Annotated in this window: 10 protein-coding genes, 1 tRNA gene and 1 rRNA gene; 3 read left to right on the top strand and 9 right to left on the bottom strand. The window is 52.2% G+C overall.

The window, feature by feature from the left end:
• The first annotated feature begins 7 nt into the window (after nt 1-7).
• Together VF709_RS24295 and rrf are read left to right on the top strand one after the other, a co-directional pair.
• Nucleotides 8-83: transfer RNA gene (locus tag VF709_RS24295), tRNA-Thr, on the top strand.
• Nucleotides 84-126: 43 nt separating this feature from the next.
• Nucleotides 127-242 (top strand): 5S ribosomal RNA (gene rrf / locus VF709_RS24300).
• A gap of 106 nt (nt 243-348) precedes the next feature.
• Here the strand turns inward: rrf and VF709_RS24305 are convergent.
• From VF709_RS24305 to VF709_RS24335, 7 genes are all read right to left on the bottom strand, one after another.
• A complete protein-coding gene (locus VF709_RS24305) occupies nt 349-1,107 on the bottom strand; it encodes an amino acid ABC transporter ATP-binding protein (RefSeq protein ID WP_013099005.1) in 759 nt (252 codons plus the stop codon).
• A gap of 7 nt (nt 1,108-1,114) precedes the next feature.
• Nucleotides 1,115-2,218 (bottom strand): amino acid ABC transporter permease, encoded by a 1,104-nt coding sequence (locus tag VF709_RS24310; RefSeq protein ID WP_130626774.1) that lies wholly within the window; start codon nt 2,216-2,218, stop codon nt 1,115-1,117.
• Nucleotides 2,219-2,227: 9 nt separating this feature from the next.
• The gene (locus VF709_RS24315; protein ID WP_013099003.1) at nt 2,228-3,409 is read right to left on the bottom strand and encodes an amino acid ABC transporter permease; all 1,182 of its coding nucleotides are present in this window, start codon (nt 3,407-3,409) and stop codon (nt 2,228-2,230) included.
• A gap of 67 nt (nt 3,410-3,476) precedes the next feature.
• Entirely contained in the window at nt 3,477-4,502 is a 1,026-nt protein-coding gene (locus VF709_RS24320; RefSeq protein WP_013099002.1) for an amino acid ABC transporter substrate-binding protein, read from the bottom strand.
• A gap of 469 nt (nt 4,503-4,971) precedes the next feature.
• Nucleotides 4,972-5,193, bottom strand: a complete 222-nt coding sequence (locus VF709_RS24325) for a lipoprotein (RefSeq protein WP_013099001.1) — start codon at nt 5,191-5,193, stop codon at nt 4,972-4,974.
• 293 nt (nt 5,194-5,486) lie between these two features.
• Nucleotides 5,487-8,600 carry an efflux RND transporter permease subunit gene (locus VF709_RS24330; RefSeq protein ID WP_149896916.1) on the bottom strand — a complete coding sequence of 1,038 codons (3,114 nt, stop codon included), beginning with the start codon at nt 8,598-8,600 and terminating at the stop codon, nt 5,487-5,489.
• An 11-nt stretch (nt 8,601-8,611) separates the two neighbouring features.
• On the bottom strand, nt 8,612-9,751 hold the full coding sequence (locus VF709_RS24335; RefSeq protein ID WP_013098999.1) for an efflux RND transporter periplasmic adaptor subunit: 1,140 nt from the start codon (nt 9,749-9,751) through the stop codon (nt 8,612-8,614).
• Between the two features lie 386 nt (nt 9,752-10,137).
• Between VF709_RS24335 and envR the strand changes: the two genes are divergently transcribed.
• Nucleotides 10,138-10,857: an acrEF/envCD operon transcriptional regulator gene (envR, locus tag VF709_RS24340; protein ID WP_071843281.1), complete on the top strand. Its 720-nt coding sequence runs from the start codon at nt 10,138-10,140 to the stop codon at nt 10,855-10,857.
• On the opposite strand, the gene VF709_RS24345 is transcribed toward envR, so the two are convergent.
• Together VF709_RS24345 and VF709_RS24350 are read right to left on the bottom strand one after the other, a co-directional pair.
• A complete protein-coding gene (locus tag VF709_RS24345; RefSeq protein ID WP_149896917.1) occupies nt 10,773-12,854 on the bottom strand; it encodes a putative bifunctional diguanylate cyclase/phosphodiesterase in 2,082 nt (693 codons plus the stop codon). The genes envR and VF709_RS24345 overlap by 85 nt on opposite strands.
• A gap of 139 nt (nt 12,855-12,993) precedes the next feature.
• Nucleotides 12,994-13,158: a DUF2556 family protein gene (locus VF709_RS24350; protein ID WP_013098997.1), complete on the bottom strand. Its 165-nt coding sequence runs from the start codon at nt 13,156-13,158 to the stop codon at nt 12,994-12,996.
• Between the last annotated feature and the right edge of the window lie 179 nt (nt 13,159-13,337).

Raw genomic sequence — 13,337 nt, forward strand, 5'->3', positions numbered from 1 at the left:
TTAGTGTGCTGATATGGCTCAGTTGGTAGAGCGCACCCTTGGTAAGGGTGAGGTCCCCAGTTCGACTCTGGGTATCAGCACCACTTTATACTTAGGTTAAAGTTCGGCAAGAAGTAAAAGAATTTGTCTGGCGGCTTTAGCGCGGTGGTCCCACCTGACCCCATGCCGAACTCAGAAGTGAAACGCCGTAGCGCCGATGGTAGTGTGGGGTCTCCCCATGTGAGAGTAGGGAACTGCCAGACATCAAATAAGTGAAAAGGCCATCCGAAAGGATGGCCTTTTTGCATTTCTACACGGCACACAGCGTAGGCCGGGTACGGCGAAGCCGCCACCCGGCATAACAAACGATTAGTGAATCACCTGTGACAGGAATGCTTGCGTGCGTTCTGACTTCGGATGCGCAAAGAACTCATCCGGTGGCGCCTGTTCAACAATCTCTCCGCGATCCATAAAGATCACCCGGTCAGCCACGGTTCTGGCGAACCCCATTTCATGTGTCACGCACAGCATAGTCATTCCGGATTGCGCCAGTCCAATCATGGTATCCAGAACTTCTTTCACCATTTCAGGATCCAGCGCTGAAGTTGGCTCATCAAAAAGCATAATTTTGGGCTTCATGCACAGTGAACGGGCGATAGCCACACGCTGCTGCTGGCCACCCGATATCTGGCCTGGAAATTTATTGGCGTGCTCAGCAATACGTACACGTTCCAGATAGTGCATCGCTAACGCTTCAGCTTCCTTTTTTGGCATTTTGCGCACCCAAATCGGCGCAAGCGTACAGTTCTGCAGCACCGTCAGATGGGGGAACAGGTTAAAGTGCTGAAACACCATCCCGACTTCCTGACGCACGCGTTCGATGTTGCGAATGTCTTCATTCAGTTCGATACCATCAACAACAATACGCCCCTGCTGATGCTCCTCAAGGTGATTGATGCAGCGAATGGTTGTCGATTTCCCGGACCCGGAAGGGCCGCAAAGGACAATGCGTTCGCCCTGCTTGACCTTAAGATTGATATCTTTCAGGACGTGAAATTGCCCGTACCATTTATTCACGTTTTCCAGCGTAATCATCGCGTCGGCGGGTGTCATAGTTATTTGGCTCATAATTTCCTCAGTGCGGTGTACGCCCGGTGTTAAAGCGCTTTTCCAGATACTGGCTATAGCGCGACATGCTAAAACAAAAGATCCAGTAGATCAGAGCAGCAAAGACATATCCTTCGGTGGACATGCCAAGCCAGACAGGGTCAACCGTTGCCTGTTGCACGCTGCTAAAGAGATCGAACAATCCGATAATGATCACGAGGCTGGTATCTTTGAAGAGGGCGATGATCGTGTTCACCAGCCCGGGGATAACCAGCTTGAGTGCCTGCGGAAGTATCACCAGCCCCTGTGTTTTCCAGTAACCGAGCGCCAGTGATTCCGCAGCCTCATACTGCCCTTTAGGCAATGCCTGCAGACCGCCACGCACCACTTCCGCAACGTAGGCTGACTGGAACAGAATGACTCCTACCAGGGCACGGATCAGTTTGTCTATCGTCGTGCCTTCTGCCATAAACAATGGCAGCATGACCGAAGACATAAAAAGGACGGTAATAAGCGGTACACCGCGCCAGAACTCAATGAAAATAACCGAGAGCACACGGACAACGGGCATTTTTGAGCGACGGCCAAGCGCCAGTAAAATGCCCCACGGCAGTGCGCCTGCGATCCCAACAGAAGCAATAATCAGCGTCAGCGTTAAGCCGCCCCATTGTCGGGTTTCCACGCGTTCCAGCCCCAGGAAACCACCGTACAACAGCACCCACACAACAATCGGATACACCACCGCCCAGCAGGCGATGTACCGTCCGCGTTGCGGCAGCCTTTTCCAGAACATCACGGCGATGGAGAGCAGCCCAATAACCAGCGCCAGATTGATTCGCCAGCGTTGTTCGTGCGGATACAATCCATACATGAACTGACCAAAACGCTCGTGGATAAACACCCAGCAAGCGCCAGCTTTTGTACAATCTGCCCGGGTTGAACCGACCCAGTTAGCCTGCAAGAAAGCCCAGTTAATGAGTGGCGGGATCAACTCCCACATCAGCCACAGACAAATTATTGTCAGCAGACTGTTACCCCAACTGGAGAACAGATTCTTACGCGCCCAGAGAATAAAACGTCCACCTGTCGGGTTGGCAGGACGCGAAGAGTGCGACAGTATCGCTTTTGTCATCATAGTTCCTTAGCGCTCGACCAGTGCGATACGGCGGTTATACAGGTTCATCAGCAACGAGATCGCCAGGCTGATAATCAGATAGACGGACATAGTGATGGCAATGGTTTCAATGGCCTGTCCTGTCTGGTTAAGCACGGTGCCGGCGAACAGTGACACCATATCCGGGTAGCCAATAGCGGCTGCCAGCGACGAGTTTTTGACAATATTGAGGTACTGGCTGGTCAGGGGCGGAATGATGACCCGTAACGCCTGTGGAATAATGACCTGTCGAAGCGTTACCGTATGAGGTAACCCCAGAGAGCGTGCTGCCTCGTGCTGTCCATGCGGGACTGCCTGGATCCCCGCCCGAATGATTTCGGCAATAAACGCAGACGTATAAATGGAAAGGGCCAGGGTCAGGGCCGCCAGTTCAGGAATTAACACCATCCCGCCCTGGAAGTTAAAGCCCCGCAAATGTGGGACATCCCAGTGTAACGCGGCACCAAAAAGCCAGTGTGTCAGGAGCGGCAGACCGATAATCAAAAGCGCCGCAATTGGCCATGTCTTGCGAAGCTGCCCGGTTTTGATCTGATGTTTGCGGTTATAGCGAAATAGCCCGGCAGAGAGGGCGAGCGCGATGATAATCGCGGCGATAAAAGCATATATCCCTTCTGCGAGTTCAGGAGAAGGAATATAGAGCCCACGGTTGCTCAGGAAAAACAGATCGAAGGCATCGACAGCCTGACGTGGGCCCGGAAGGTTACGCAGTACGGCGAAATACCAGAAAAAAATCTGCAGCAGCGGCGGGATATTACGGAACGTCTCAATGTAAATGGTGGACAGCTTTCGCAGCAGCCAGTTATCTGACAGGCGAGCGAGGCCAATAAAAAAGCCCAGTATGGAGGCGAAAACAATACACAGCGCGGAGACCAGCAGTGTATTGAGTAAACCGACGAGGAACACGCGGCCGTAGGTATCGCCTTCCTGATAGTCAATAAGATGCTGAACAATGCCAAAACCCGCACTGCGATCCAGAAAAGCAAAGCCGGAGGTAATACCGCGATTATTCAGGTTGGTAACCGTGTTATGAATTAAATAAATGGCGATAAGAACAACCGCAAGAATGGCAATAATCTGGAATAGCCAGGCGCGGACCGCGGGATGAGAAAAGGATAGCGATCCTTTTACGGGGGAGCGGCGATGGAACATAAAGAAACCTCGGTAACCATGACTCTGGAGTGGGCACTGCGTTCACAGTGCCCGTTACAGCAAAGACTTAACGTACTGGCGGTGCGTACTGAATACCGCCGTTATTCCAGAGATTGTTCTGGCCGCGTTTGATCTTCAGCGGGCTTTCCGATCCCACGTTGCGCTCAAAGATCTCAGCGTAGTTGCCCACCTGTTTAATGATGTGGTACGCCCACTTGTTATCCAGCTTCAGATCCTTGCCAAAATCGCCTTCTGTGCCCAGCAGGTGTGCCATATCCGGGGTTGAGGGTTTGGCGGCTTTCTCATCGACGTTTTTCGAGCTGATACCCATCTCTTCTGCATTTAACATGGCGAACAGGGTCCAGCGAACGATAGAGAACCAGTCTTCGTCGCCACGGCGAACGACGGGACCAAGGGGCTCTTTAGAGATGACTTCAGGCAGGACGATCCACTCTGCCGGGTTACTCAGCTTAATACGCAGCGCGTAGAGCTGTGACTGGTCAGACGCCAGCGTATCGCAACGGCCAGATTCCAGCGCTTTGGCTGATTCATCAGAGCGATCGAATGTCACCGGGGTGTACTTCATATTATTCGCTTTGAAATAATCGGCGACGTTAAGCTCGGTATCGGTACCGGCCTGAATACACACGGTCGCACCGTCCAGCTCTTTGGCGCTTTTCAGACCCGCTTTATTGTGGGTAAGGAAACCGATGCCGTCATAATAGGTGACACCGGTGAATGACATCCCCATGCCTGCATCGCGGGAGGAGGTCCAGGTGGTATTCCGGGAGAGCATGTCCACTTCGCCGGACTGCAGCGCGGTGAAACGTTCTTTGGCCGTCAGTGGGGTATATTTTACTTTGCTGTCATCACCGAAAACGGCAGCGGCGACGCCCCGGCAGACGTCAACATCGATACCGGTAAATTTGCCGTTAGCATCGGCATAAGAGAAGCCAGGCAAACCGTCGCTGATACCGCACTGAACAAAACCTTTCTTTTTCACGGCATCCAGCGTTGTGCCCGCATGGGCCTGACCCGCAACAGCAAACAACATACCCGCAGCGGCCAGGCTGGCTATCATCGTCTTTTTCATAATGCATCCTGTGTGGCTAAATTTATCGTTATTTAGGTGTTTTAAACACTTTTACCCATCTGTGGCGTTGGCCGACGTTTATATAGCAAACGTAATGCCAGGTTTCGCGCTCGATGAAATAAGCGATAAGTGAACGCTTAATGCTGAGTGTAGACAGGCTTAAATAAAAGGAGCGCCCCGAAACGGTGCGAAATTACAACCTGTGCCACAAATCGGAGCAAAACTTTTAAGGAGGGTCAGAGAAAAAGAAGAGATAGTTTCCGGAGTGAATATTGGCCGGGTATTCAATAATATGAATGGGTGAAAATCATTAAAACTGAATACAAAATTAAAAGGGGAAGTGAAAAAGAGGTGACAGGCTTCTGGCTAAAATTAATGGCGTGAATAAATACGGGATTTTTACTGATTTGATATTACTGCACTCATTCAAAGCAAAAGCGCGGCCAGAGCCGCGCTTTCTGAACAGATGTTATCGGGTCAGGGCAACAATACCCAGCGTCAACCCCGCCACCGCGGCAGCACCACCAGCGATAGCACCTGCTGTTTCCCAGTTATCCTGAGTGGTACCTTTCATACAGGTATTGGTATGAACCAGTCGGCCCTGATCGTCGTATACCGGTACACATGGAGAGTCGTGCGCGCATCCAGCCAGCAGCGCAGCGAGTAGTGCAACGGAAATGAATCTTTTCATGATGTTACCTCAGTATTATTTCGCGTCCGCTATAAAGCCAGGAGGGCTATTAACGAACTGGAGGTTATTTTACCACCGGGATAAGCCCACGTTACACGAGGAATAATCTCAAATTATGTTGTTTGTAAACATCGTGGAGAAAAGTGTTTCGTCAGAACGAATTAATGGAGAAATTATGGAGTAACAACGTGGCGTTCTTACTTAATGCAAACTGACTCTTTTTAACACTGCGATCTTAATACACTGTTTATCTTAAAATAAAAAAGGCACCAGAGGTGCCTTTCAGGTATTCATTACTCTTTATGGCGCGTAAAGCGTCGCCGGACGACCACAAAGAAAACGGGCACGAAGAAGATAGCCAGAAGCGTTGCGGAAAGCATGCCCCCCATTACCCCTGTCCCGACCGCATTTTGCGCACCGCTCCCGGCGCCATGGCTGATCACCAACGGCATGACGCCAAGAATAAAGGCGAGCGAGGTCATCAGGATCGGTCGAAGGCGCATTCTTGATGCTTCCAGCGTGGCTTCAATGATGCCTTTACCCTCTTTTTCCATCAGATCTTTGGCAAACTCAACGATCAGAATGGCGTTTTTAGCCGACAAACCAATCGTTGTCAGTAAACCCACCTGGAAATAGACGTCATTGTTCAAGCCACGTAACGCTGCTGCAACCAGCGCCCCTATGACTCCCAGCGGGACCACCAGCATCACTGAGAAGGGAATGGACCAGCTTTCGTAAAGAGCAGCCAGACACAGGAACACCACAATCAGTGAAATAGCGTACAACGCAGACGCCTGATTTCCGGAAAGTCGCTCCTGATAAGACATTCCTGTCCAGTCATACCCGATGCCGGAAGGCAGTTTTGCAGCAAGACTCTCCATCAGCGCCATGGCCTCACCGGTACTTTTCCCGGGTGCGGACTCACCGATGATCTCCATGGATGGCATCCCGTTATAGCGCTCCAGGCGAGGTGAACCGTACACCCAGTGCGAGGTGCTAAAGGCGGAGAAAGGAACCATCTCACTATTTGCGCTGCGTACATACAGGTTGCTGATGTCACCAGGCAGCATACGGAAGCGCGCATCGGCCTGGACATAGACTTTTTTCACGCGGCCATGATCGATAAAGTCATTTACATAAGTTCCACCCAGGGCCGTTGAGATGGTCTGGTTGACATCAGAAAGACTGATACCCAGCGCCTGAGCCTTCTCCTTGTCGACATCCAGTTTAAACTGCGGGGTATCTTCCAGACCATTTGGCCGCACGCGCACCAGCATGTCAGGGTGCGCTTTCACCATTCCGAGCAGCTCATTCCGCGCCTGCGTCAGCGAGGTATGCCCCAGGTTTGCCTGATCAATCAGTTCGAAGTCGAAACCCGTTGCGGTTCCCAGTTCGATAATTGCAGGCAGATTAAACGGAAATACGAGCCCATCTTTTATCTGACTGAAGGCTTTTGTCGCGCGGCCAACAATCGCCTCAACGCTATTTTCCGCCCCCGGTCGTGCTTCCCAGGGCTTCAGGCTGATAAAGGCAATCCCGGCGTTCTGGCCCTGGCCGCTAAAACTAAAGCCATTAACGGTAAAGACAGATTCAACATTGGCCTTCTCGTTTTTCAGATAATAGTTCTGGACCTGATCGAGGACCTGCTGCGTACGCGTCTGGGTCGCACCGGCCGGAAGTTGCACCATCGTCATAAATACCCCCTGGTCCTCTTCGGGCAGGAAGGAGGTGGGCAAGCGCAGGAACAGCACCGCCATACCACCCACAATGATGATGTACACCACCAGGTAGCGGCCGGTCTTGCGTAAAATGCCGCTCACGCTGTTGCTGTAGTGCTCCACGCTGCGGTCAAAAAGCGCATTAAACCAGCCAAAGAAACCGCCTTTCTTTTCATGGTGATCGCCGGATACCGGTTTAAGCAGGGTTGCGCACAACGCGGGGGTCAGGATCAGGGCGACCAATACGGAGAGCGCCATTGCCGAAACGATGGTCAGTGAAAACTGGCGATAGATGGCCCCGGTCGAGCCACCGAAAAATGCCATCGGGATAAAGACTGCCGACAGCACCATGGCTATACCCACCAGTGCGCCCTGAATCTGTTCCATCGACTTCTGCGTCGCCTCTTTCGGCGGCAGTTTGTCTTCTACCATCACGCGTTCGACGTTCTCAACGACCACGATGGCATCATCAACCAGCAAGCCTATTGCCAGTACCATCCCGAACATCGTCAGGGTATTGATGGAGAATCCGAACGCCGCCAGCACCGCGAAGGTACCCAGCAAAACAACCGGCACCGCGATAGTGGGGATAAGTGTCGCGCGCAGGTTTTGCAGGAACAGATACATCACCAGGAAGACGAGGATGATCGCTTCAAACAGGGTTTTTACCACTTCGTGAATAGAGATCTTCACAAACGGCGTGGTGTCGTACGGATAAACCACCTTCAGACCCTGTGGGAAGAATTGCTGCAGTTGCGCCAGCTTGCGCTTGATGGCCGCCGCCGTATCCAGCGCATTTGCACCGGTCGCCAGCTTAATCCCCAGGCCGGTTGCGGCCTGCCCGTTGATTTTGGTCACCATATTGTAGTTTTCGCCGCCCAGTTCAATGCGTGCGACATCCTTCAGGTGCACCATCGAGCCGTCCTGGTTCACCTTCAGCGTCACGCGGCCAAACTCTTCCGGTGATTTCAGGCGGGTTTGCGCAATGATCGAGGCGTTCAATTGCTGGCCCGGCACGGACGGCGTTCCGCCTAGCTGGCCTGCCGCTATCTGGTCATTCTGGGTTTTCAGTTGATTAATAATGTCCAGCGGCGTCAGCTGGTATTTATTCATCGCGTTACTGTCGAGCCAGATGCGCATTGCATACTGGGCACCAAACAGCTGAACATCACCCACCCCTGTGGTTCGACTAATGGCATCTTTCACATTCGAGGCGACGTAGTCGGAAATGTCATCCTGCGAGAGGCTTTTATTGTCTGAAACAAAGCCAGCCACCAGCAGGAAGCTGCTGCTGGACTTCTCAACGCCGATCCCTTGTTGCTGCACTTCCTGCGGCAGCAGCGGCATGGCGAGCTGAAGTTTATTCTGAACCTGAACCTGGGCGATATCCGGGTCTGTACCAGACTCAAAGGTCAGGGTGATGGTGACATTACCTGCAGAATCGCTGGTGGATGACATATACATCAGGTTATCGATGCCGTTCATATTCTGTTCGATAACCTGCGTCACGGTATCCTGCACCGTCTGCGCATCTGCGCCAGGGTAGGTTGCGGTTATAGCAACCGCGGGTGGGGCGATAGTCGGATACTGCGCGACGGGCAGTTTGAGGATCGCCAGCCCACCTGCAATCATCAAAATGATGGCGAGTACCCAGGCGAAAACCGGCCTCTGGATAAAGAAATTAGCCATGACGTCGTTCCTTAACCGGCTGGAGTTGTAGAGGTATCGGGTGTGGCGACGACGGTAGCCCCAGGTTTGGCTTTTTGTAACCCACTGACAATCACGCGGTCACCGTTTTTCAGCCCCTCTGTGACCAGCCAGCGATCGCCAATGGCCTGAGAGGCAACGACGGTGCGTGACTCAACCTGGTTTTTGTCGTTAACAATCAGGACGGTTGCATCCCCACGCGGCGTGCGGGTGACGCCTTGCTGTGGGATCAGAATCGCATTCGGCTGCGTACCCTCATTAATGCGGGCGCGTACAAACATTCCCGGTAACAGCAGGTGTTGCGGATTCGGGAAAATCGCCCGCAGAGTGATGGAGCCAGTGCTTTCATCAACAGTCACATCAGAAAACTGCAGCGTGCCTTTTAACGGATAGGGCTGACCATTCTCCATCAACAGCTCGACGGTGCTGGTGGTCTCCCCTTTTTGCAGGCTTGTCTGCTTCAGACGCATAAAATCATTGCTGGACTGGGTGACATCGACATACATCGGATCCAGTTGCTGTACCGTTGCCAGGGCGTTTGCCTGGCCGTTGGTGACGAGAGCTCCCTCGGTCACGCTGGATTTACCAATGCGACCATCGACGGGAGAGGTGACTTTGGTATAGGCAAGGTTGATGCGTGCGCTTTCAACTCCTGCTTTTGCAGCAACGACGCTGGCATCCGCCTGCTGAGCCGTCGCAACGGCCTGGTCGTATTCCTGCTTACTGACATACTGTGTGCCCACCAGCGGGAGATAACGTTTCACCGTCAGGTGCGCAATATTGGCTGCCGCCTGGGCTTTCGCCAGCTCTCCTTTTGCGCTGTCATACGCCGCCTGATAGCTGGCGGGATCGATCTGATAAAGTGACTGGCCAGCTTTGACATCGCTGCCTTCGGTGAAATTGCGACGCAGGATAATGCCGCTAACCTGAGGACGCACTTCCGCAACGCGAAACGCATCTGTTCTGCCCGGCAACTCTGTTGTCACAGTGAGGGGGGCACTTTTGACAATGTGTACACTCACCTGAGGCGGCTGCGGTTGATGTTGCTGATTTTCCTGCCCATCGCATCCGGCAAGCAGTGCGGCGCAGACAATAAAACCGGTTAAGGGCAAGCGTCTGAAATGATTCGTCATTACTGTTCCTTTAAATACCCATTAACCGATATTTCCGTGGGTCGGTGACAGGGCAGGGGACAAAAACAAAAAATGTAGCTGCGTATAATAATGAGGGTATTTAATGTTTTTTAATTTATAAGTGCGGATAAATGCGGCAGGAAAGAAAATCAGAAGAAGGCTTTGCGTTTACAGCAATATACTTTAACAAAATTAATCAGGAGAGTGATGTTTCATAGAGGGCATTCATCTGTTTTGTGAATTTAATTATTGGCATGTATTTGCCTCAGTTATAAATAAAGCGAATTGACTTTTTTTGTGCAGAATTCACCTTGTCTTTCATGAATACTTCCGATTACAAAACCCTACTAAACAGCTTAATTCTTGTGAGTAACGAGTAGTCGTCCATGGCGCGTAAAAAGAAAGCAGAGGCTCAACAAACCCGTCAACAGCTGATTGAAGCGGCTATCGGGCAGTTTGCGACACGTGGCGTAACCAACACAACGCTGACGGATATCGCCGATGCGGCAAAGGTGACGCGTGGGGCCGTCTATTGGCATTTCACCAGTAAAACAGAGATATTTAATGCTATCTGGGAACAGCAATTGCCGCTTCGCGATCTCATTCGTGACAGACTTTCTCTTTCCGAAAAAGATGATCCCTTGTTAATGCTTCGTGAGCAATTTATCACTGCGTTGCAATATATTGCGCATGAGCCTCGCCAGTGCGCGCTGTTACAGATTTTGTATCATAAGTGTGAATTTACCAGTGATATGGTTTCCGAGTATGAAATCAGGAAACGTATTGGTTTCAACAATGATTTTCTACGTACGACACTGGAGCGCTGTATTTCACGAAACATCATTTCTTCGCAGGTGAATGTGGATTTAACGTTGATAGTGTTCCACGGATTTTTTAGCGGAATAATTAAAAATTGGTTAATGAATAACGACAGCTTCAACCTCTATCAACAGGCACCTGCTCTGGTCGATAACATTCTGGCGACACTCCCGGTGATGCGCGTGTCGCCACGTGAGGAGGCTTACGACTCGGTGTCGGGCAAGATCTCTCCCTGCTCGCAAAGCGTTTCAATGGTCTGCGCGCTGACAGGTTTTCCTAACAAATAGCCCTGAAGGGTATTACAGCCCAGTTCCGTCAAAAAGGCTTGCTGTGCTTCGGTTTCCACCCCTTCAGCCACCACTTTCAGATTCAGCGTTTTCGCCAGGGCGACAATCGCGGAGACAATGGTCGCATCTTCGCTTTCTCCACTGAGCTCTTTTACAAACGCCCTGTCGATTTTCAATTCACAAGCGGGTAAGCGTTTAAGATACAGCAGGCTCGAGTAGCCGGTACCAAAGTCATCAATAGAGGCTTTCACACCCGCATTCGTCAGCTCTGTCAGCACCCGCACGCTCTCATCCGGGTTACTCATCGCAGTGGTTTCCGTCACTTCAAGGATCAGCATTTCCGGCGGCACCTGGTGACGTGTCAGACAATCAAGCACCGTACTCACCAGCGAAGGTTGTTCAAACTGAAGTGTCGACAGGTTCACCGCCATTGACCAGTTTTGATGCCCTTTAAGGTGCCATTCCCGCAACTGGCGGCAGGCTTCGTTGATAACCCAGTTGCCAATGGGAATGATCTGTCCCGTTTTTTCCGCCAGCGGCAGGAACAGGTCTGGCGTAAGCAATCCCAGCTTCGGGTGTTGCCAGCGCAGGAGTGCCTCAAACCCGAGTACGGGGCCTGCCGGCGCGTGGAATTTGGGCTGATAATGCAGCTGTAGCTCATTACGATCGATGGCCAGCCACAGATCGTTCATCAGCTGCAGATGGGTTTGCGCCAGCGTGTTCATGGAGGGCTGGAAAAAGTGATAACCGTTACGGCCCATATGCTTGGTGTGGTACATCGCCGCATCGGCGTTAAACATCAGCTCGCGATCGGTTTTGCCATCGTGAGGATAAAGCGCAATGCCAATACTGAGGGTCACCACCAGTTCATACGGATCCACATTGAATGGACTATCGATAGTGCGCACCAGGGCATTGGCAAGGGAGGCTGCATCGTCCGGCCCCCCAACTTCTGCCAGCAGAACAAATTCATCACCGCCAATACGTGCAAGAGTGAACTGGCCTTTCAGGGGGAGCAGCAGGCGTTGCGTAACGGCAACCAGCAGTTTATCGCCGACATCATGCCCGTAGGCGTCATTGACGGTTTTAAAGCCGTCGAGATCCATAAACATCAATGCGAAATGCGTGCCTTCACGATCTGCTTTGTTGATGGCCTGATCGAGTCGATCTTCCAGCAGGATACGATTGGGCAGGCGCGTCAGCGTATCCTGTAGCGCCAGCTGGGCCAGCTCCCGGTTTGCTTCCGCCAGAGACGAGGCGAGGAGAGAGGTACGTGCCTGCAGGCGCGCATCCAGCATCGACACCAGCAGGGTGATACCAAGGATGGCCAGTGCGACAACGCTCACCAGCACGGCCAGCCAGCTGCCGTTAATCCCCTCATGGTGAGCCATGGTCGACACTGGAAACTGTGCGGCTTTCATCCCCGCATAATGCATTCCGGCAATCGCAATCCCCATCGTGATTGCGGCACCCATGCGCATCAGCGCGACCTGAGCGGCCTCATGACGCAGGCGGAACGTCAGCCACAGTGCCGCGAGCGACGCAGCAAGCGCAATAGCGACTGATATCGCCACCCATGTTTTATCCCAGATAATACCGGGCGTAACCTCCAGGGCCGCCATGCCGGTGTAATGCATGGCCACAATACCGGTTCCCATGACTAGTGCACCGGGCAGCAGACGGCGCAAACGCAGCTGCTCGCAGCTGACAAGCCACAGCGCAAACAAGGATGAACCCACGGCGATAACCATCGATAACCCCGTCAGGGTGGCGTTGTAGCTCATGCGCATGGAGAGATCCATCGCCAGCATGCCGATAAAATGCATCGCCCATACGCCAATACCCATTGCAACACCGCCACCGGCCAGCCAGATGCGCGCTGCCACGCCCTGACTTCCCGCCACACGCGCGGCCATATTCAGCGCGGTATAGGCAGCAAGGATAGCGACAACAAAGGAGAGGACGACAAGGATATGGTTGTATTGGCTAACCAGCATGATCGGTTCAACTCGAGTGTGAGGTTACGCAAGGGCGGTGGTGAAGGGCGAGACATTATCATCGTAAGGTAATGACTCAAAGGGATTTAAATCCCCGTTTTTATTAAGTGATTTCGGGGTTTTTGACGACGTTGGCGGCTCAGTCCAGCTCTGAACAATTGACGAGTTTAAGCGGGTTCACGGAATCCATATTGCGACACTTATCGGTTTCGGTGCTCATCAGTTCAATCCACTGCATCAGCAGCGCATCAAAGAGAAAAACTGAGACAGCAAAGACAACCAGCCACCAGTATTTACGAATCATTATGACATTCCGGGAGAAGAGAGCCAGTAAGGTGGTGGAAATATACACGAAAAGCGGCGGTTGAAAAGTGGGGAAAGCGAAGGTTTACAAAGCGTTGACGGTGGCAAATGTGGAGCAATAAAAAAGGCGCATCCCCATGCCAGGTAGCGCCTTTTTAAACAAGCATTTCGCTAACCGAA

The organism is Enterobacter sp. Lyrl_3, assembly GCF_051948675.1.
In the GTDB taxonomy this organism is placed as follows: Bacteria; Pseudomonadota; Gammaproteobacteria; order Enterobacterales; family Enterobacteriaceae; genus Enterobacter; species Enterobacter cloacae.